The organism is Vibrio mimicus CAIM 602 (assembly GCF_000338875.1).
Classification (GTDB): domain Bacteria; phylum Pseudomonadota; class Gammaproteobacteria; order Enterobacterales; family Vibrionaceae; genus Vibrio; species Vibrio mimicus.
Genome location: NZ_AOMO01000016.1, coordinates 196,810 through 218,389, shown reverse-complemented (window position 1 = coordinate 218,389; position 21,580 = coordinate 196,810). Strand labels below are relative to the sequence as shown.

The 21,580-nt window shown below is 47.7% G+C and carries 17 protein-coding genes and 1 pseudogene; 10 read left to right on the top strand and 8 right to left on the bottom strand.

Annotated features, from left to right (window positions below; all coding sequences use genetic code 11):
- The first annotated feature begins 58 nt into the window (after positions 1-58).
- The 4 genes from D908_RS16610 (at position 59) to lpxC (ending at position 4,338) form a co-directional block, all read left to right on the top strand.
- Positions 59-841, top strand: coding sequence for a cell division protein FtsQ/DivIB (locus D908_RS16610; RefSeq protein ID WP_000608976.1), 783 nt, complete (start codon positions 59-61; stop codon positions 839-841).
- Positions 834-2,096, top strand: a complete 1,263-nt coding sequence (gene ftsA, locus D908_RS16615) for a cell division protein FtsA (RefSeq protein ID WP_000167613.1) — start codon at positions 834-836, stop codon at positions 2,094-2,096. Before D908_RS16610 ends, ftsA begins: the two co-directional genes overlap by 8 nt.
- Before the next feature lie 30 nt (positions 2,097-2,126).
- A complete protein-coding gene (gene ftsZ, locus D908_RS16620) occupies positions 2,127-3,323 on the top strand; it encodes a cell division protein FtsZ (protein WP_000462800.1) in 1,197 nt (398 codons plus the stop codon).
- Positions 3,324-3,420: 97 nt separating this feature from the next.
- Positions 3,421-4,338, top strand: a complete 918-nt coding sequence (lpxC, locus tag D908_RS16625; RefSeq protein WP_000621101.1) for a UDP-3-O-acyl-N-acetylglucosamine deacetylase — start codon at positions 3,421-3,423, stop codon at positions 4,336-4,338.
- A gap of 119 nt (positions 4,339-4,457) precedes the next feature.
- Here the strand turns inward: lpxC and D908_RS16630 are convergent, their stop codons facing one another.
- Positions 4,458-4,931, bottom strand: coding sequence for a DUF721 domain-containing protein (locus tag D908_RS16630; protein WP_005522548.1), 474 nt, complete (start codon positions 4,929-4,931; stop codon positions 4,458-4,460).
- A gap of 354 nt (positions 4,932-5,285) precedes the next feature.
- Between D908_RS16630 and secA the strand changes: the two genes are divergently transcribed.
- The 6 genes from secA to D908_RS16660 all read left to right on the top strand — a co-directional run bounded on the left by secA (position 5,286) and on the right by D908_RS16660 (position 15,282).
- Positions 5,286-7,997, top strand: coding sequence for a preprotein translocase subunit SecA (gene secA / locus D908_RS16635; protein ID WP_005522543.1), 2,712 nt, complete (start codon positions 5,286-5,288; stop codon positions 7,995-7,997).
- A 90-nt stretch (positions 7,998-8,087) separates the two neighbouring features.
- Positions 8,088-8,486 carry an 8-oxo-dGTP diphosphatase MutT gene (gene mutT / locus D908_RS16640; RefSeq protein WP_000821170.1) on the top strand — a complete coding sequence of 133 codons (399 nt, stop codon included), beginning with the start codon at positions 8,088-8,090 and terminating at the stop codon, positions 8,484-8,486.
- Positions 8,487-8,600: 114 nt separating this feature from the next.
- Positions 8,601-9,410, top strand: a complete 810-nt coding sequence (gene dapB / locus D908_RS16645) for a 4-hydroxy-tetrahydrodipicolinate reductase (protein ID WP_000251599.1) — start codon at positions 8,601-8,603, stop codon at positions 9,408-9,410.
- A 482-nt stretch (positions 9,411-9,892) separates the two neighbouring features.
- On the top strand, positions 9,893-11,032 hold the full coding sequence (gene carA / locus D908_RS16650) for a glutamine-hydrolyzing carbamoyl-phosphate synthase small subunit (protein WP_005522541.1): 1,140 nt from the start codon (positions 9,893-9,895) through the stop codon (positions 11,030-11,032).
- 16 nt (positions 11,033-11,048) lie between these two features.
- The gene (gene carB, locus D908_RS16655; protein WP_001126442.1) at positions 11,049-14,279 is read left to right on the top strand and encodes a carbamoyl-phosphate synthase large subunit; all 3,231 of its coding nucleotides are present in this window, start codon (positions 11,049-11,051) and stop codon (positions 14,277-14,279) included.
- Positions 14,280-14,496: 217 nt separating this feature from the next.
- On the top strand, positions 14,497-15,282 hold the full coding sequence (locus D908_RS16660; protein ID WP_005522538.1) for a TSUP family transporter: 786 nt from the start codon (positions 14,497-14,499) through the stop codon (positions 15,280-15,282).
- Here the strand turns inward: D908_RS16660 and D908_RS16665 are convergent.
- From D908_RS16665 to D908_RS16690, 7 genes and pseudogenes are all read right to left on the bottom strand, one after another.
- Complete coding sequence (locus D908_RS16665) at positions 15,212-16,072, bottom strand: LysR family transcriptional regulator (protein WP_005522535.1); 861 nt, start codon at positions 16,070-16,072, stop codon at positions 15,212-15,214. The genes D908_RS16660 and D908_RS16665 overlap by 71 nt on opposite strands.
- Positions 16,073-16,224: 152 nt before the next feature.
- Positions 16,225-16,845, bottom strand: coding sequence for a TRIC cation channel family protein (locus tag D908_RS16670; protein ID WP_000381504.1), 621 nt, complete (start codon positions 16,843-16,845; stop codon positions 16,225-16,227).
- Positions 16,846-16,910: 65 nt separating this feature from the next.
- A pseudogene (gene btuF, locus D908_RS0118830) lies at positions 16,911-17,740 on the bottom strand (vitamin B12 ABC transporter substrate-binding protein BtuF).
- Positions 17,741-18,694 (bottom strand): cobalamin biosynthesis family protein, encoded by a 954-nt coding sequence (locus D908_RS16675; RefSeq protein WP_005522531.1) that lies wholly within the window; start codon positions 18,692-18,694, stop codon positions 17,741-17,743.
- A gap of 12 nt (positions 18,695-18,706) precedes the next feature.
- Positions 18,707-19,402 carry a 5'-methylthioadenosine/S-adenosylhomocysteine nucleosidase gene (gene mtnN / locus D908_RS16680; RefSeq protein WP_005522529.1) on the bottom strand — a complete coding sequence of 232 codons (696 nt, stop codon included), beginning with the start codon at positions 19,400-19,402 and terminating at the stop codon, positions 18,707-18,709.
- A gap of 71 nt (positions 19,403-19,473) precedes the next feature.
- Positions 19,474-19,908 carry a DUF1499 domain-containing protein gene (locus D908_RS16685; protein ID WP_005522527.1) on the bottom strand — a complete coding sequence of 145 codons (435 nt, stop codon included), beginning with the start codon at positions 19,906-19,908 and terminating at the stop codon, positions 19,474-19,476.
- Between the two features lie 255 nt (positions 19,909-20,163).
- Positions 20,164-21,576, bottom strand: coding sequence for an FAD-dependent oxidoreductase (locus tag D908_RS16690; RefSeq protein ID WP_005522525.1), 1,413 nt, complete (start codon positions 21,574-21,576; stop codon positions 20,164-20,166).
- Positions 21,577-21,580 lie beyond the last annotated feature (4 nt).

Here is a 21,580-nt window from a genome sequence, read left to right as displayed (position 1 = left end):
TCTATGACGCAACGAAATAGGGAATCAAATTGCCAGTCGATAATAGGATCACCGGGCTTTGATCAACAAGGTACTTTTAGAAGGCCATAGAATCACCCGCTCACCACAAGTTAAACAACATGCCTGTGGTGCGAGTTTTTTTCTGGTGGTGCTATTGCTGATAGGTGGTTTGCTGTATTCGACGATCAGTTGGATGTGGGACGAACAACGTCTTCCTCTCTCGAAACTCGTTTTACAGGGTGACTTACAATATGTTTCAGCCCTCGATGTTCAACGAGTATTAGCTCGCTTGGATCATATAGGAACATTTATGTCGCAAGATATTAATGTTCTGCAAGAGAGTGTGCAGTCGATTCCATGGGTTTCCCATGCGTCGATTCGGAAACAGTGGCCAGATACGATTAAAGTTTATTTAACCGAATATCAGGTCGAAGCACTGTGGAATGCGAATGCGTTATTAGATAAAAATGGCACTGTATTTTATGGCGATATTGCTCAAGTAACAGGTGAATACGTCAAATTATATGGTCCAGACGGCACAGCGCCGGAAGTATTAAAAGCATGGCGAGATTACAACCCGAAATTTGCTCAGCTGGGTTTAAATATATCCTCATTAGTATTAAATGAGCGGCGAGCTTGGCAAATTATTCTCGACAATGGTATTCGTCTGGAATTGGGGAAAGAGTCATTAGAAGAACGAATATCGCGTTTCTTTTTACTCTATAAACAATTAGGTAATAAAGCTGAACAAGTCAGCTATATCGACCTCAGGTATGATACTGGAGCCGCGGTGGGTTGGTTCCCTGAACAAGAGTTAACACAAGAGAATAACGATGACTAAGACTGCCGATGACAACATTATTGTTGGTCTAGACATAGGCACTGCCACCGTCTCCGCTCTCGTGGGTGAAATACTCCCTGATGGTCAAATTAATATTATTGGCGCTGGTAGTAGCCCATCCCGTGGGATGGATAAAGGTGGCGTTAACGACCTTGAATCGGTAGTAAAATCGGTTCAACGTGCGATTGATCAAGCTGAGATGATGGCTGAGTGTAAAATCAGCCATGTTTTCCTTTCTATTTCAGGGCGGCACATTGCCAGCCGTATCGAGAAAGGTATGGGAACTATTTCAGATGAAGAAGTTTCCCAAGAAGATATGGATCGTGCGATCCATACTGCGAAATCGATCAAAATTGGTGAAGAACAACGTATCCTGCATGTTATTCCGCAGGAGTTCACCATAGATTATCAGGAAGGTATCAAGAACCCGCTTGGCTTGTCCGGGGTTCGAATGGAAGTCAGTGTGCACCTGATCACTTGCCATAATGATATGGCGAGAAACATTATCAAAGCGGTAGAACGCTGCGGATTGAAAGTTGAACAACTGGTTTATTCTGGCTTAGCAGCCAGCAATGCGGTTATTACTGAAGATGAGCGCGAACTGGGTGTTTGTGTGGTTGATATCGGCGCAGGCACTATGGATATCGCGATCTGGACGGGTGGCGCATTACGTCATACAGAAGTATTTTCTTACGCTGGAAATGCCGTAACCAGTGATATAGCGTTTGCTTTTGGTACGCCAGTCAGTGATGCTGAAGAGATCAAAGTAAAATATGGCTGCGCACTGAGCGAATTGGTCAGCAAAGACGATACCGTCAACGTACCAAGCGTTGGTGGGCGTCCGTCGCGAAGTTTACAGCGACAAACCTTGTCGGAAGTGATTGAGCCTCGCTACACTGAGCTGATGGGTTTGGTCAATCAGACAATTGATTCAGTGCAAGAGTCCCTGCGCAAAGAAGGCATTAAGCACCATTTGGCTGCTGGTGTAGTGTTGACAGGTGGCGCAGCACAAATAGAAGGTTTAGTGGCATGCGCAGAACGCGTATTCCGCAATCAAGTTAGGGTGGGTAAACCGCTGGAAGTGAGTGGGCTTACCGACTATGTAAAAGAGCCGTATCATTCTACGGCAGTTGGATTACTTCATTACGCAAGAGATAGTCAAATCAGCGACGATACTGAATATCAAGAACCCAAACGACCATCTATGACTGGTTGGATAGGCCGCTTGCGCAACTGGATACAAAAAGAGTTTTAACCTGAGAGACAGGAAAAACGGAGATAACACATGTTTGAACCGATGATGGAAATGTCTGACGACGCGGTAATCAAAGTCGTTGGAGTGGGTGGTGGCGGCGGTAACGCCGTTGAACACATGGTGCGTGAATCCATCGAGGGTGTGGAATTCATCAGTATCAATACCGATGCACAGGCACTGCGCAAGACAAGCGTTGGTACTGTTATTCAAATTGGTGGCAATATCACCAAAGGTCTAGGAGCCGGAGCTAACCCACAAGTGGGTCGTGATGCAGCACTAGAAGATAAAGAACGCATTAAAGAATTCCTGACTGGTGCCGATATGGTGTTTATCGCAGCAGGTATGGGTGGCGGTACAGGAACCGGAGCTGCACCAGTGATTGCCGAAGTGGCAAAAGAACTGGGCATTCTGACGGTTGCTGTGGTAACCAAACCTTTCAGCTTTGAAGGTAAAAAGCGTCTGGCTTTTGCTGAACAGGGAATTGAAGAGCTGTCAAAGCATGTTGATTCACTGATCACTATTCCAAACGAAAAACTGCTCAAAGTGTTGGGGCGTGGTATCACGTTACTGGAAGCCTTTGCGAGCGCGAACAACGTACTTAAAAATGCAGTGCAAGGCATCGCTGAACTGATTACTCGCCCGGGCATGATTAACGTCGACTTTGCGGACGTACGCACTGTGATGTCGGAAATGGGTCATGCCATGATGGGTAGCGGTGTTGCAAGAGGTGAAGACCGCGCGGAAGAAGCTGCTGAAATGGCGATTTCAAGTCCGCTGCTGGAAGACATTGATCTGGCTGGTGCTCGTGGTGTTCTTGTGAACATTACTGCAGGTTTGGATATGCGACTGGATGAATTTGAAACTGTCGGCAATACTGTTAAAGCATTTGCTTCTGACAATGCGACCGTTGTTATCGGTACTTCGTTGGATCCAGATATGGCAGACGAAATCCGCGTAACAGTGGTAGCTACGGGGATCGGCAACGAGAAGAAGCCTGATATTACGCTAGTAGCGGGTGGTAAAGCTAAAGTTGCAGCGGTATCAGCACCAGTAGCTGCTCGTGTTGAAGAGAAGGCGGCACAGCCTTTGCATGAAAGAGTTGAAGTCAAAACTCAGCCAGCAGCAGCGCCATCACACTCTTCGGCAAGTCAGAGTGTCGCGCCAAAGCCAGAAAAAGAGAGCGGATATTTAGATATTCCTGCTTTCCTGAGACGTCAAGCTGACTAAAATATCAGCACAATTTGACAGTGTTCAAAATTCTGGTAGGATGTCGGTCGGTGTTGTGCCGACCGTGCATTGTGGCTAAAAAAATCGAGGCAACTAGATGATCAGACAACGTACTCTGAAAGAAATAGTGAAAACAACTGGGGTGGGCTTACACTCTGGTCGTAAAGTTACGCTGACTCTTCGCCCGGCCGCAGCCAATACGGGGATTGTATATCGCCGTACTGACGTCAACCCACCGGTTGATTTCCCTGCCGATCCGGCTTCTGTGCGTGACACAATGCTCTGCACCGCTTTGGTGAATGACCAAGGTGTGCGTATTTCAACGGTTGAACACCTTAATGCCGCTTTAGCCGGCATGGGTATCGATAACGCAATTATCGAAGTGGATGCACCTGAAATCCCAATTATGGATGGCAGTGCAAGTCCGTTTGTTTATTTGCTGCAACAAGCAGGTATTGAAACGCTGAATGCACCAAAACGTTTCATCCGTATTAAGAAACCAGTGCGTATTGAAGACGGTGACAAATGGGCTGAGTTTGTTCCATTCAACGGCTTTCGCATGGATTTCGAAATCGAATTTAATCACCCTGCGATTGATGGTGATGATCAACGCTTAGTATTCGATTTTTCTTCACAAGGCTTTGTGAAAGAAATCTCTCGTGCACGTACTTTCGGTTTCATGCGTGATATCGAGTATCTGCAATCACAAAACCTCTGCTTAGGCGGCAGCTTTGATTGCGCGATCGTTTTGGATGATTACCGTATCCTCAACGAAGAAGGGTTGCGTTTCGATAACGAATTTGTGACTCACAAAGTGCTTGATGCGATTGGTGATCTATACATGGCAGGCCATGCCATTGTTGGTGAATTCCGTGCCTACAAATCAGGTCATGGTCTGAACAACCAGCTACTGCGTGCGGTATTGGCAGACCAAGAAGCATGGGAATGGGCAACCTTCGAAGAAGAAGTGGGTTCACCCGTTGCGTTTGCTGAGCCAAATATGGTACTTGCGTAAGCAAACCCATAAAGAACAATCATAATAAAGCCAGACTTAAGTCTGGCTTTATTTTTTCTTGAAAATACGTATAGCTGCTCATTGCCATCTAACAGATACGTCGGGCAAGTCCAACTCTTTCAATCGTCTTTCTGATTAGCTTTGGCTAAACGGGCTAAGCTCTGCAGACGTTTTTTCACCTTATCTGAAGCGTGATCGGCAATCGCTAGCAGCACATGAGCGGCATTTTCGGATAAAGGTGGGCGAGGGTTTGCCACAGGAGTCTCACCAGCATGCTCTTTGGTTTGTCGATACAGCTCTGGATTGACTCGCACTTCGATACTGATCAAATTACCAAATCCGTTTTGTCTAAGTTTTGACAGCAAGTGTAAGCGCTCATAATCCACTTTCATCTTGATTGCGGCACTTGCCGCTTCAAGAACCAAATTCCCGCCTCGCACATTAGCCGCACGCACTTGTGTTTTTAAGCCTTTAGGCAGCATTTCTTGTAATTGACGGTTGATCAGCAAAATGGCTTTGGCATGTTCTTGGATCTGCTTGAGTTTGGATGCCTGAATCAATTCATCTGTAGCGGTGGGGCGATGATCACGCATCGGACTCTCCTTTGATTGGGGTTGCCGCTATTCTAGCGCGCTTCTTAGCACATCGAAACGTACATCTTAGATTGCAGCAGCGAAGTGAAATACAGCTGAAACCTTGTAAACATTGGGCTTAGTGCACAAAACCGCAAGCTCGTATTCAACAAATCATAGAGAACCTTGGTTGTTGAGACAAAAATTCCTTAAACTAGGCAGCACTTAATTAACCGCGTGCCTTGAAAATAAACGCTGTCATCACAATATCTCACACAGATGACTTATCTCAGTATCCTTAGTGGAAAATAGGTAGAGACTAAAGACATTCCAAGGTCGATAGACAGCGATTTAGCACAGAGAGATTCACAACAAATGATAACTAAGCTACTGACAAAGGTGATTGGCAGTCGCAATGACCGCACACTGCGCCGTTTACGCAAGATTGTAAAAGAGATTAATAACTACGAACCTGCCTTTGAAGCCCTCTCTGATGAAGAGCTAAAAGCCAAAACAGTAGAATTCCGTCAACGTATTGAACAAGGTGAAAATCTTGATCAACTTCTACCAGAAGCGTTCGCAACGGTTCGTGAGGCTTCTAAGCGTGTGTTTGGCATGCGCCATTTCGATGTGCAGCTGATTGGTGGTATGGTTCTGCATGGTGGCCAAATTGCTGAGATGCGTACGGGTGAAGGTAAAACCTTAACGGCAACGCTGGCCGCCTATCTGAATGCTCTACCAGGTAAAGGCGTGCACATTGTAACGGTTAACGATTACTTGGCTAAACGTGACGCTGAGACTAACCGCCCGCTGTTCGAATTCTTAGGCATGACGGTTGGTGTGAACATTCCTAATATGCCGCAGCCTGCTAAAAAAGAGGCTTACCAAGCGGATATTCTTTACGGAACCAACAACGAATTTGGTTTTGACTACTTGCGCGATAACATGGCGTTCCGCCCGGAAGATCGTGTTCAGCGTGCTCGCTTCTTCGCAGTGGTCGATGAAGTGGACTCAATCTTAATCGATGAAGCACGTACCCCACTGATTATCTCTGGTCCTGCTGAAGACAGTTCTGATCTCTACATCCGTATCAATAAACTGATCCCACAATTGCAGAAGCAAGACAAAGAAGATTCAGAAGAGTATCGCGGTGACGGTCACTTTACCGTTGATGAAAAATCTAAGCAGGTGCATCTGACCGAAACGGGTCAAGAGTTTGTTGAAGAGCTGCTAGTGAAAAATGGCATGATGCAAGAGGGGGATACACTTTACTCTCCGGCTAACATTAGCTTGCTGCACCACGTTAACGCGGCATTACGTGCTCATGTTCTGTTTGAAAAGAACGTAGATTACATCGTCACTCCTGATGGTGAAGTGGTGATCGTTGATGAACACACGGGTCGTACCATGCCGGGGCGCCGTTGGTCTGACGGTTTGCACCAAGCTGTAGAAGCGAAGGAAGGAGTGAAGATCCAGAACGAAAACCAAACTCTGGCATCAATCACTTTCCAAAACTACTTCCGTCTGTATGAAAAACTGTCTGGTATGACAGGTACGGCTGATACTGAAGCGTTCGAATTCCAGCAAATCTATGGTTTAGAAACTGTAGTTATCCCAACCAACAAACCTATGGTGCGTAACGATATGCCGGATGTGGTGTATCGTTCTGAAGCTGAGAAGTTTGCTGCGATCATTGAAGATATCAAACAACGTGTCGAAAAAGGTCAACCAGTACTGGTTGGTACGGTTTCGATTGAAAAATCTGAGCTATTGTCAAACGCGCTGAAAAAGGCGGGTATCAAACACAATGTGCTGAACGCGAAGTTCCACGAAAAAGAAGCGGAAATTGTTGCCGAAGCAGGTAAACCAGGTGCTGTGACTATCGCAACCAACATGGCGGGTCGTGGTACGGACATCGTGCTGGGTGGTAGCTGGCAAGCCAAAGTTGAGAAGTTGGAAACCCCGACCCAAGACCAGATCAATGAGATTAAAGCTGAATGGAAGCAAGTACACGATCAAGTGTTGCAAGCTGGCGGCCTACACATCATTGGTACTGAGCGTCACGAATCTCGCCGTATCGATAACCAGTTACGTGGTCGTTCTGGCCGTCAAGGTGATGCGGGTTCTTCACGTTTCTACCTCTCAATGGAAGATACCTTACTGCGTATTTTTACTTCCGACCGTATGGCGGCTTTGATCCAAAGTGGTATGGATGAAGGCGAAGCGATTGAATCAAAAATGCTTTCTCGCTCGATCGAAAAAGCGCAGCGCAAAGTGGAAGGTCGCAACTTCGATATTCGCAAGCAACTGCTGGAATACGATGATGTGGCGAACGACCAACGTAAAGTCGTTTACGAGCTGCGTGACGAGTTGATGGGTGCGGATGACATCAGTGACATGATCGCGCAAAACCGTGAAGATGTACTGAATGCAGTGATGGATGAATACATTCCGCCGCAATCTCTTGAAGATATGTGGGACATCAAAGGGCTGGAAGATCGTCTGAAGAACGATTTCGATCTTACTCTGCCGATCCAATCTTGGCTGGATGCAGACAATAAGCTGTACGAAGAAGCACTGCGTGATCGCATCATCGAGCAAGCGGTTGAAATTTACAAAGCCAAAGAGCAAGCGGTTAGCCCTGCGGTCATGCGTAATTTTGAAAAGTCCGTTATGTTGCAAACGCTTGATACGTTGTGGAAAGAGCATCTGGCGGCGATGGATCACTTGCGTCAAGGTATTCATCTACGCGGTTACGCGCAGAAGAACCCAAAACAAGAATACAAGCGCGAGTCGTTTGAACTGTTTGAAGATCTGCTCGAATCGCTGAAATCAGATGTGATCACTGTATTGTCAAAAGTACGTGTTCAGCAGCAAGAGGAAGTTGAGCGCATGGAAGCTCAACGCCGAGCTCAAGCTGAAGAGGCGGCTCGCCATGCACAAGCGCAACACGCGAGTGCTGATGAATCTGAGCAAGAGGAATCGAATCAACCTATGGTGCGTGATGAGCGCAAAGTGGGTCGTAACGAACCTTGCCCATGCGGTAGCGGTAAAAAATACAAACAGTGTCACGGGCAAATTAACTAAACCTGTTTCACCTTACTAAATAAAAGAGTCGCTACGGCGACTCTTTTTACAACTGAAATTTAAGTCAGCCAGATACACAGGAGCTATACCTTGAAACGTATCCACATTGTTGCAGGGATCATCTTTAATCCAGACCAGAGCGAAATTTTCATCACGAAACGTCCTGATCATCTCCACAAAGGGGGATTTTGGGAGTTTCCTGGCGGTAAAGTTGAAGCGGGTGAAAGCATAGAGCAAGCGATGGCTCGTGAGTTGGATGAAGAGGTAGGTATTGTGGTGACTGAACAACAGCCATTCCAACACTTTGATTATGACTACACGGATAAATCGCTGAGCTTTGATTTTATTTTGGTCACCGCTTTTGAAAATCAACCACATGGCCGTGAAGGACAGCAAGGGTGTTGGGTGAAGATTGCGGATTTAGCCAACTACCGTTTTCCTGAAGCGAATGAACCTGTACTGCATCAAGTCATTGCTCAGTTTGGTTAAGTGGATTTTTCCTCGCTCGGTAAAGTTGTCAGGCTAGCCAGAGTGGAAGATAGTTGGTAGTTTAAGTCTACAAATTGGAACTGCCATGAGGCAGTGGAGAATGGAGACAGCAAGATGGTTAGAATTGCGATTGCGGGTGCCGCAGGACGTATGGGACGCAATCTGGTAAAAGCGACGCACCAGAATCCGCTTTCCGAATTGGGCGCAGGATCTGAACGTCCGGAATCCTCATTAGTGGGAGTAGACATTGGCGAGCTGTGCGGTATCGGTAAACAGGGAATTGTTCTGGTTGATAACCTAGAGCAAGCCGTTAAACAGTTTGATGTCATTATCGATTTCACTGCACCAGTCAGTACCTTGGCTAACCTGGCCCTGTGTGAGCAGCATGGTAAAAAGCTGGTGATTGGTACGACCGGTTTTTCAGATGATCAGCGCCAAACGATTGAACAAGCAGCAAAAAACATTCCAATAGTCATGGCACCCAACTACAGTGTTGGCGTTAACTTGGTGTTTAAACTGCTGGAAAAAGCGGCCAAGGTGATGGGAGATTACTGCGATATCGAGATTGTTGAAGCTCATCATCGCCATAAAGTCGATGCCCCTTCTGGTACGGCAATTGGTATGGGGGAGGCTATCGCTCATGCGATGGGCAACCAACTGAGTGATGTTGCTGTGTATGCGCGCGAAGGGATCACTGGAGAGCGTTCACGTAATGAGATCGGGTTTGCCACTATTCGTGCGGGAGACATTATCGGTGAGCATACCGCTATGTTTGCCGATATTGGTGAGCGAGTCGAGATTACCCATAAAGCCACCGATCGAATGACCTTTGCTAATGGTGCGGTGAAAGCTGCCATTTGGCTGGCGGAGCAACCAGCAGGTTTTTATACCATGACCGATGTACTTGGTCTAAACGATCTTTAAATACATAATTATGCGCCAGCGAACAGCTGGCGTTTTTTTTATCATCGAAATGCACTCCAAAATTTTCCTTCTGCCATACCCCACTTTTTAGATTGGTTTTCTTATTCTTTTGTGGTTTTTTCCTTTGTTTTTAGTTGTAACTGTTATTTTTTAATGCAAAGTTGACCCGTTAACGTTTGCTTTGTGATTGGTTGTTTTTTTGTCACTTATTTCAGATCGTAAAACCATCATTCTCATTGAATGGGGTATTAATAGGGTTTAATGCCCAGATAAAGATGTGTTTTTGATGCTTTTGATGAATAAATTCATCAGACTCTCGTAAAGATAAATTAATTTTTTAGGCTTGTGTTGACAGGCTTAATTCACGTCTCTAGAATATCGCCAATTTGTCTATAGCATCCTAATGCATGGTTTAGCGGCTAGTAGGAAGACGAATTTGCAAAATAATTTATTTTTTATGCATTTTTATTCTGGAGGTTGTCTTGAGTAAATCAGCACTGTTAGTCCTGGAAGATGGGACAGTGTTCCGCGGAGTGTCCATCGGGGCAGATGGTATTTCCGTTGGTGAAGTCGTTTTCAATACCTCGATGACGGGGTACCAAGAAATCCTCACTGATCCTTCTTATTCCCAGCAAATCGTTACTCTTACTTATCCTCACATTGGCAATACCGGAACCAACTCCGAAGACGAAGAATCCACAGCGATTCATGCTCAAGGCCTTGTGATTCGCGATCTCCCTCTTATCGCTTCTAACTTCCGCTGTGAAAAATCCCTTTCTGATTACCTCAAATCACAAAATATTGTCGGCATTGCTGATATTGATACCCGTAAATTGACTCGTATCTTGCGTGAGAAAGGCGCACAAAACGGCTGCATCATGGCAGGCGATAAACTGGATGAAGCATTAGCCCTAGCGAAAGCGAAGGAGTTCCCTGGCCTGAAAGGCATGGATCTGGCGAAAGTGGTAACGACTCAAGAAGCTTACCAATGGAAACAAGGTTCATGGACGCTGGAAGGCGGCCTGCCTGAAGCGAAAGCAGACTGCGATCTGCCTTACCATGTTGTGGCTTACGATTTCGGTGCAAAGCGTAACATCCTACGTATGTTGGTGGATCGTGGCTGCCGTTTAACCGTGGTTCCAGCGCAAACCTCCGCAGAAGAAGTGTTGGCTCTCAATCCTGATGGCGTGTTTCTATCAAATGGCCCAGGTGACCCAGAACCATGTACCTATGCGATTGAAGCAACGCGCGTTTTCCTTGAGAAAAACATTCCTGTATTTGGCATCTGCTTAGGTCACCAAATTCTGGCGCTCGCCTCCGGCGCGAAAACAGTAAAAATGAAGTTCGGCCACCATGGTGCTAACCACCCGGTGAAAGATTTGGATCGCGGTGTGGTGATGATCACCTCGCAAAACCACGGTTTTGCGGCCGATGAAGCGACTCTGCCTGACAACCTGCGTGCAACCCACAAATCGCTGTTTGATGGTTCACTGCAAGGGATTCATCGTACGGACAAACCGGCATTCAGCTTCCAAGGTCACCCAGAAGCGAGCCCTGGTCCACACGATGCAGCACCGCTGTTTGACCACTTTATTGAACTGATTAAACAATTCCGCGCTTAATTTGGAGTAGTAGATAATGCCAAAACGTACTGACATTCAAAGCATCCTTATCCTAGGTGCGGGTCCAATTGTTATCGGTCAGGCTTGTGAGTTTGACTACTCAGGCGCGCAAGCGTGTAAAGCCCTGCGCGAAGAGGGTTACCGCGTTATTCTGGTTAACTCAAACCCCGCCACCATCATGACTGACCCAGAAATGGCTGATGCGACTTACATCGAGCCAATCCACTGGGAAGTGGTGCGTAAAATCATCGAAAAAGAGCGTCCAGATGCGATTTTGCCAACCATGGGTGGCCAGACAGCGCTGAACTGTGCACTGGCACTGGAAAAACATGGCGTATTGGCCGAGTTTGGCGTGGAAATGATCGGCGCAACCGCCGACGCGATTGACAAAGCTGAAGACCGCTCACGCTTTGATAAAGCGATGAAATCAATCGGTCTGGAGTGTCCTCGCGCTGATACTGCGAAAAGCATGGAAGAAGCGTACAAAGTCCTCGATATGGTGGGTTTTCCATGTATCATCCGTCCTTCTTTCACTATGGGCGGCAGTGGCGGCGGTATTGCTTACAACCGTGAAGAGTTTGAAGAAATCTGTACTCGCGGTCTGGATCTTTCACCGACCAATGAACTGCTGATCGACGAATCGCTGATTGGTTGGAAAGAGTATGAGATGGAAGTGGTGCGTGATAAGAACGACAACTGCATCATCGTCTGTGCAATTGAAAACTTTGACCCAATGGGCATCCACACTGGTGACTCGATCACAGTGGCTCCAGCGCAAACGCTGACTGACAAAGAATACCAAATCATGCGTAACGCTTCTTTGGCGGTACTGCGTGAAATCGGCGTAGAAACCGGCGGTTCAAACGTTCAGTTTGGTATCAACCCGAAAGATGGTCGCATGGTGATCATCGAGATGAACCCACGTGTATCTCGCTCTTCTGCGTTGGCTTCAAAAGCAACAGGTTTCCCAATTGCGAAAGTGGCGGCCAAACTGGCAGTGGGTTTCACACTGGATGAGTTAATGAACGACATCACGGGCGGCGCAACGCCAGCATCGTTCGAACCAACCATCGACTACGTGGTAACTAAGATTCCTCGTTTCAACTTCGAAAAATTCGCCGGTGCGAATGACCGCCTGACCACACAAATGAAGTCGGTGGGGGAAGTGATGGCGATTGGTCGAAACCAACAAGAATCACTGCAAAAAGCACTGCGTGGCTTGGAAGTGGGTGCTGCTGGTCTGGATGAGAAAGTGGATCTGGATGCGCCTGACGCACTGACCAAAATTCGTTATGAGCTGAAAGAAGCAGGCGCAGAGCGTATTTGGTACATCGCTGACGCATTCCGTGCGGGTATGTCTGTTGATGGCGTATTTAACCTGACCAACATTGATCGCTGGTTCCTGGTGCAAATCGAAGAACTGGTGAAGCTAGAAGCAGAAGTGAAAGCTGGTGGCTTTGCTGGCTTGAACCAAGACGTACTGCGTAAGATGAAGCGTAAAGGCTTCTCTGATGCACGTCTGTCAAAACTGCTGGGTGTAAGCGAAAACGAAATCCGTCGTCTGCGTGACCAATACAACATCCATCCAGTTTACAAGCGTGTGGATACCTGTGCGGCAGAATTTAAGTCAGATACGGCTTACATGTACTCCACTTATGATGAAGAGTGTGAAGCCAATCCGACTGACAAAGACAAGATCATGGTTCTGGGCGGTGGTCCAAACCGTATCGGTCAAGGTATTGAGTTTGACTACTGCTGTGTACACGCAGCTCTAGCCCTGCGTGAAGATGGTTACGAAACCATCATGGTCAACTGTAACCCAGAAACCGTATCAACCGACTACGACACCTCAGATCGCCTCTACTTTGAGCCTGTGACTCTGGAAGATGTGCTCGCTATCGTGCGTGTTGAAAAGCCAAAAGGCGTTATCGTTCAGTACGGCGGTCAAACTCCACTGAAATTGGCTCGCGCTCTTGAAGCGGCTGGCGTACCTGTGATTGGTACTAGCCCAGATGCGATTGACCGCGCTGAAGACCGTGAACGTTTCCAACAAGCGGTACAGCGTTTAGGCCTCAAACAGCCAGACAACGCAACCGTAACAGCTATCGAGCAAGCGATTGAGAAGTCGCGTGAAATCGGTTTCCCACTCGTGGTTCGTCCATCTTATGTTCTGGGTGGTCGTGCGATGGAGATTGTGTACGATGAGCAAGATCTGCGTCGTTACTTCAACGAAGCGGTGAGCGTATCGAATGAATCGCCAGTTCTGCTGGATCGCTTCCTTGATGACGCCACCGAAGTGGATGTGGATGCGATTTGTGACGGTGAGCGTGTCGTGATTGGCGGCATCATGGAGCACATCGAACAAGCAGGTGTTCACTCAGGTGACTCAGCCTGTTCTCTGCCAGCTTATACCTTGAGCCAAGAAATCCAAGACAAGATGCGTGAGCAAGTTGAGAAGCTGGCATTTGAATTGGGTGTTCGTGGTTTGATGAACATTCAGTTTGCGGTGAAAGACAACGAAGTTTACCTGATTGAAGTGAACCCACGTGCCGCGCGTACTGTACCGTTTGTATCAAAAGCAACAGGTGCACCGCTGGCGAAAATCGCTGCGCGAGTGATGGTTGGACAAACTCTGGAGCAACAAGGCTTCACTAAAGAGATCATTCCACCTTACTACTCAGTGAAGGAAGTGGTTCTGCCATTCAACAAATTCCCAGGTGTTGACCCACTGCTTGGCCCTGAAATGCGCTCAACTGGCGAAGTGATGGGGGTGGGTGCGACGTTTGCTGAAGCGTACGCCAAAGCAGAATTGGGTAGTGGCTCTGTTTACCCAGAAGGTGGCCGTGCGTTGCTTTCGGTGCGTGAAGGTGACAAACAACGTGTTGTGGATCTGGCCTCTAAGCTGGTGAAACTGGGTTACCAGTTGGATGCCACTCATGGTACAGCGGTGATTCTGGGTGAAGCGGGCATCAACCCACGTCTGGTCAACAAAGTGCATGAAGGTCGTCCACACATTCTGGACCGTATCAAGAACCACGAGTACACCTACATTGTGAACACGGCTTCTGGCCGTCAAGCGATTGAAGACTCAAAAGTGCTGCGCCGTGGTGCTCTGTCACACAAAGTGAACTACACCACGACACTGAATGCTGCGTTTGCTACTTGTATGGCACACACAGCAGATGCCAAAGCATCGGTCACTTCAGTGCAAGAGCTGCATGCGCGTGTAAAAGCTAGCCAAGCTTAATTGGTATTACAACAAGAGAGGCTCAAGGCCTCTCTGACAACCTCTTTGCCCGCTCGTCAGCGGGCTTTTTTATTTTTGAATCTCCCCGATCTTTGCTTATTTCATCCTGAATGTTGATTGATGAAAAATGGGAATAGGTTGTCGTCTTGTGTTTCGCTGTTTTCACTTTTTCAGCAGTGTTACTGTTGGGTTTTATTGTTCAATGCGTTGATAAGAAATGGAACTTTCACTGGAAGTATTAGGTCTGCTGTTTTTGGTTGCAGGGATTGCAGGATTCATTGATGCAATGGCGGGCGGTGGCGGTTTGCTGACCTTGCCTGCTTTGCTTGCGGCAGGTGTGCCGCCAACACAAGCCTTAGCCACCAATAAGCTACAAAGTTCGTTTGGTAGCTTTTCTGCCACCCTCTATTTTGTACGTAAAGGCGTAGTGAGCCTGAAAGCGATGCGACTGGCAATTGCTTGTACTTTTGTCGGCGCGGCGCTTGGTGCAGAAGCGGTGCAATATATTGATGCGACTTTGCTGACCAGCCTCATCCCTATATTACTGCTCGGTATCTCGCTCTATTTCTTACTGGCACCGACAACAAAAACCCACAGTGGTCCAGCACCTTTATCCGAAACCGCGTTTGCTTTCACCGTGGGTTTTGGTATCGGTTTTTATGATGGCTTTTTTGGCCCCGGTACTGGCTCAATTTTTACCGTCTGTTTTGTCGCTTTGGGGCATTTCGGTTTGGTTGAAGCCACCGCGCGTACCAAAGTGCTGAATTTCACTTCCAATATTGCCGCTTTGACCTTTTTCTTAATCGCAGGTTTGCCGATTTGGGAAATTGGCTTAACCATGGCGGTAGGCGGATTTATCGGTGCTCGTATGGGCGCGAAAGTCGTGATCAGCAAAGGGCAGCGTTGGATTCGGCCTTTGGTGATCACCATGTCTATGTTGATGGCGCTAAAACTGCTTTGGGAACAGCATCATGCAGCGCTGTTATCAATGCTTGGACTCTAGCACTGCGATAACGACTGGCGCGCAGGCAAATATGAATTGGCCGACTGAGGTCGGCGAGTTCTTCAAAATCAAAGCAATAGTGTGGTTCAATTTTCAGTGTGCTCACTATCGAGCGTGGCACCAAAGCGGGCAACATACCGCCGAGGGCTAACTGAGCGGCAGCAGTATAAGAATCCATTTCCATCGCAGGACGAATACCTTGTTTGTGCAGCATGGCAGCTTGATAGGTGTTCGAGGGATTAGCTAAATCATTGGTAATCAACTCATTTGGCAGTGAGTGCAGAGCTTCTTTGCTGACAACAGTAAAAGGTTCATCACCTAAGTGGAAAGTTAATAAACCATGATTGGCGGGTAGGTAACCTGCACAGAATCCCAAGGTTGCTTTACCTGACTGCACATTTTCGACAATTCTTGGGGTGTGGTTGGTGGTGATCACAAGGTGCGGATCCTGCTGGCGATAGCGCCCCATCGTCTCCCCAAGATAACCCGCCACCAAGGTTTCTGAGCAATCCATGCGAATGGGGGTGTTGTCTTCCAGTGTTTGCTGCTCAAAGATCAGTCCATGTAACTCATTAAAGGTCGGGCCAATGCTGGCAATCAACTGTTCGGCATCAGCAGTTAATTTGATGTGTCTTCCGGCTGGGACAATCAGTTTCTTCCCCAGTTTTTTCTCTAAATTAGCAATACGTTTGCTAACCGCCGATTGGCTAATGTAGAGCTGGCTGCCTGTTCGGCTCATGGTTTTTTCTTTGCTGAGTACCAGCAGGGTTTCAATGCCTTCGAGTAACATGCTTTGATGACAAACAGGAATAGATGCTTTGAATTGTATGTGGAATCCAAAGTCAGGTCGTGATTCAAGCTCACAAAGTAAGCTTAGACTAGAGAAGGAATGAATTTACAGAAGGAGGCTCCCCACCGTTGAGCGGTGGGGAGCCAATTGAGCTATTTCGTCAGGGCAAAAGTGGGCAGAGAAAGATGCCAACGGATCGCACCAAGGCGGATGAGTAAAGTTGTGAACACGCCTGATAACAGAGCGGTTGAACTGCTATAACCCATTGCCAGTGCGGTAGTATGGAAAATACCGCCGATAATACAGGCCGTCGCGTAAACTTCACTGCGCAGCACCATAGGGATTTCTCGGGCTAACACATCACGAATTATGCCGCCACCGCAGCCGGTGATCACACCCATGATCACAGCAATTAATGCCGAATCTTGGTAGATCAATGCTTTTTCAACCCCAATCCCAACGAATACGGCTAAACCGATCGCATCACTGACGGGCAGAATCCACCATGCGAGTCTCTTCGGGCGACGCACCAACAACATAGTCAGTGCACAGGTGATCATAATCACCCATAAATAATTGGTGTCTTTGATCCAGAAAACAGGTGTCGCCCCTAACGCCATATCGCGAATCGTTCCGCCACCAATCGCCGTAACACTGGCGAGTACCATAACCCCGAAGGGATCCATTTTGAGGCGTCCAGCCAAGAGCACACCAGAAACCGCAAATACCGCGGTACCAAACATATCAATCAGATAAAGCAGAGAAGTATCCAAGGCTGTCTCACTATGAATAGAGGAGGCAAATTCGGGCGGATTTTACGAGATTTTGTCCGCTGGAGTTACTGCTTTTGTGCAATTTTGAGGTACTGACACACTTGTTCAACCGCATCTAACGTTCTTGGTGTTGGGCGGTTTAGCCAGTCGGAATTGAGCGCCCAGACTTGTTCTTTTTCTACCGCTTTGAGCTGAGTTTTCCACGCTTGCCACATATGACCATTCGCCATGGCATGGGGAGAGGTAAAGATCACATCCGGTTGCTTGACCAGAACTTGCTCAATGCTTACTTGTGGGTAGGGGCTGCACTGTCGACAAAGATATTTTCGCCACCACATAAGTTGAAGACCTCACTTGGCCAGTACCCTTGGGCGAGAGTGATAATCGGTTTTTCACTGAGCTGATAAAAATAGCGCACCGGTTGGTTGGTCGAGTATTGCTCACGCAAGTTTTGCAAACGTTGTCGAAAGTTGTTTGCGGCTTGCTTACCCACTTCAGGATTGGCCGCATACTGGCTGAGTGCTTCGATATTATTGGCGATTTCATCGAGCGTTCGTGTTTGCGAATCATAAATGGTAATGCCGAGTTGGCGCAGTTTGGCCAATTCACGAGGGGGATTTCCCGAAGGCCAAGCAATGATCAAATCCGGTTTGAGAGTCAGAATCTTCTCGATATTGATGGTTTGGTGATTGGCGACTCGCTCCAGTTTCAGTGCTGCAGGTGGGTAATCACTGTACTCACTGACGGCGACCAATTTATCACCTAAACCTGCGGCATAGGCAATTTCAGTAGCATGGGGTGCAAGGCTGATTACGCGCTCAGCCGGAAAAGGTGCGGCAAATAATCTTGGCGTGATGAATAGAAAAGTGAAGGCAATCAACTGGGGAAAAGACATTTATACTCCGCGATAAATGAGCAGTAACAGTAAGCTTTCCAGCGCAATCCAAACGAAAATACGCCATGCGATCAGACTTTGTACTTGAGAAATATGAATAGCCGCAGGGGCAATACGACCGCCAATTTTGGCGCGCACACTTTTTTGCTCACCATAAATCGCAGGCCCTCCCAAAGAGAGTTGTAATTTATTGCCGACGGCACATAGTAACCAAGCGGGGCCGGGTAGCGGCCAACTGCGGCTTTGCTCCAAAACGGCTTTGAGAACAGTGCTTGCTTGTTTTCCGAAAATTACCAATAAGCTGAATAAGCGTAGAGGAAGCCAGTCGAGTAAAGCGAGAATGCGTACTGCGGGTAAACCAAAAGGTTGGTATATGGTGCGAGAAGGAGACCAAGCTCGAGCCAATTCAGCGACCAAGCGATACACCAAAGCCCCACTGCCACCAAGCAGTCCATACCAAAATAGTACCCCAACCACATTGCGGCCAAACCCCATAACGAGAGTTTCAACTCCGGCTTTTCCAAGCCCAAGCGCTGAAAGCGTTGTGGTTTGACGGTTTACAAAGGGTTGCAGCAGAGTACGCGCTTGCGGTTTATCTTCTTTTGCCAGAGCTTGTGCCAACTGGTTAGCGAGTGTTTCCTGACGTCGCCAGTCCAATGCCAGCAGGAGCAGTGCCAAATCAAAGAATTGGGGATGCCACACCAGAGGTTTGAGTGCCCAAAGTAGCGCAAGGGTAGGGAAAATCATCAGTCCCCATGCTAAGGAACCGGAAAGTAGATTTTGCGCATAACTGGCCGGTGTATTCACTTTACTTGCCAGCAGTTCTGCAAATTTGTGCCACAAAGTCACCGGATGCGCGGCATAAGGAATGGGCAGCAGCAAATGAAACAGTAGTGCACCCCACATGACGAGGAGCGCACCATTGGCATAAAGGTGGGAAAACCAAGTTTCCATCAATCGGCTCGCTTACTTGAGCAGTTCAACCATTTTCAGCACCATAGCTGAAGAGCTTTGTGCTGCCAGCGGCAGGAACTCTTCAAACGACATTGGTGATTCTTTATCGGCAACGTCAGAAATAGCGCGTACCACAACAAATGGAACTTTGAATTGATGACAAGTTTGCGCGATTGCTGATGCTTCCATTTCCACCGCAACAACGGTTGGGAAATGTTGACGGATAAAGCTTTGACGTTCAGCCGTACACACAAACGCATCACCAGTACAAATCAAGCCGCGAACCGCATGGGTATCTGGCAAGTTAGCCAATGCTTGTTCTGCCACTGTCATTAATTTCTCGTCTGCTTTGAATGCAGCCGGTTGGCCTGCCATTTGGCCAATCTCATAACCAAATGCGGTCACATCGGCATCGTGATGGCGAACTTCGGTTGAGATCACGACATCACCGACATTCAGGCTGGCATCAAAACCGCCGGCAGAGCCTGTGTTGATCACTACATCTGGCGCGTACTGGCTGATCAGCAAGGTTGTACCCAATGCAGCAGCGACTTTACCTATGCCCGATTGCAGTAATACGACGTCGACACCTAGGATTCGACCGCTGTAAAAAGTACAACCGGCTTGGTTAACTTCTTGCACGTCTTCGATGAGATCTTTCAGGATGGCGACTTCTTGTTGCATTGCGCCGATGATGCCGATTTTCATAGGGGCTCTCTTTCATCTATCAATAGGAAAACAGGCCGCAGTGTATCATGAGCGCCCTTAGCGGATCGAGGTTAGGGTTGCTCAAGTAAACCTGACAGCGTGAGCTTTTCGCGCAACTCTTCAGCGCGGCGACGATTAACCCCAAAATCGCTGTAACCAATACGTGATTCGGAACGCACCCATAAATGATCTTGCTGAATTTTTAGCTCTAGATCATCAACAAAACGGAACACACTCGAAGTACATTCGATACGTAAATATTGGGCATTTTTTTCAGCAGTGCTGGCTCCGGAGAGGGAGAGTGCTACGCGCTCCACTTGGTCAATGGTGACTCCGGGGCGTAAGATAAACGGCGCTAGGTTAAACTTATCGCGCTCATCTTGAGTAGAAACACAGTTCGGCTTGTCGGCACAAGGGATGGCTGTGCGGTCTTCCATTGGGGCAACTCCCTGACTACAGGCGGTAAGCGAGAAAGCAGCAATAGCAGCATAAAGTGATGGATGCATGGTGAAAGGCTCACTCTCATCTTTGTTATCCCCTTCCTACATGAAGTCACCGTGAGGTTGGCTATGTTTGCTCACCCTAACCAGAGAATTTATCTATGCTTATAGGGATAAACTTACTGCGCCTACCTGCAACTCCAAGTCGTTTGGGCATATATCAATATATTTTGTGCTCATTATAGGTAGCAAATATAAAAAAGGATCCATAACACTATGAATCCTTTGTTGTTTGCGCAAATGTTCTCGTAAAAGTGTGAGCTAGACTCCAAGATAGTCGAGAATTCCCTCAGCGGCCTTGCGTCCTTCATCAATTGCAGTGACCACGAGATCGGAGCCGCGTACTGCATCACCACCGGCGAAAATTTTCGGGTTGGTGGTTTGATATTGATAAGTTTGCTGTGCTGGTGCTTTGATACGCCCCCACTGATCAAGCTCAACATCAAACGGTTCTAACCAAGCCATTTTGTGTGGTTGGAAGCCAAACGCCATGATCACCGCATCGGCGGGCAATACGTGCTCGCTGCCAGGTACGGGTTCTGGTTTTCGACGACCTGCTGCATCCGGTTCACCCAACGCGGTTTTGACCACTTTCACGCCTGTGACTTGCCCATGAGCATTCACTTCAATAGCGAGTGGTTGCAAGTTGAACATGAACTCCACGCCTTCTTCTTTGGCGTTTTTCACTTCACGACGTGAACCGGGCATGTTCTCTTCATCGCGGCGATACGCACAAATCACTCGTGATGCGCCTTGGCGAATCGAAGTACGTACACAGTCCATCGCCGTATCACCACCGCCGAGCACCACCACGTTTTTTCCTGCCATATCAATGAAAGGCGTATCGCTTGCAAGCTCCATGACTTTATAGGTATTGGAGATCAAAAATGGCAGTGCATCGTAAACGCCAGAAGCGTCTTCGTTGGCTAATCCTGCGCGCATATATTGGTAGGTACCGACGCCGAGAAATACTGAATCGTACTCATCAAGTAGTTGTTGAAGTGTGATGTCTTGGCCGACTTCGACATTGAGACGGAATTCGATCCCCATTTCGCTGAAAATTCGGCGGCGATTTTCCATCACGCCTTTTTCCAGCTTGAACGAGGGAATACCAAAAGTGAGTAATCCGCCGATTTCTGGATAACGATCAAACACCACAGGTTTTACCCCGTTGCGCACTAGAATATCCGCGGCAGCAAGCCCAGCAGGGCCTGCGCCGATGATCGCCACTTTTTTATCGGTCCACACCACGTTGGACATGTCTGGTTTCCAGCCCATTTCGAATGCGGTGTCAGTAATGTATTTTTCAATGTTACCGATAGTCACCGCACCGAAATCGGCGTTCAGAGTGCATGAACCTTCGCACAGGCGATCTTGCGGGCACACTCGGCCACATACTTCTGGCAGGCTGTTGGTTTGATGCGACAATTCTGCCGCTTCAATAATGCGTCCTTCATTGACCAGTTTCAGCCACTGCGGAATGTAGTTGTGCACTGGGCATTTCCATTCACAGTAAGGATTACCACAATCGAGGCAGCGATCGGCCTGTGCGGTGGCTTGTTGCTTAGTAAAGGGCTCATAAATTTCGACAAATTCAATTTTGCGGATTTGCAGGGGCTTTTTCGCCGGATCCACACGACTGACATCGATAAATTGGTAAACGTTTTGGCTCATCAAT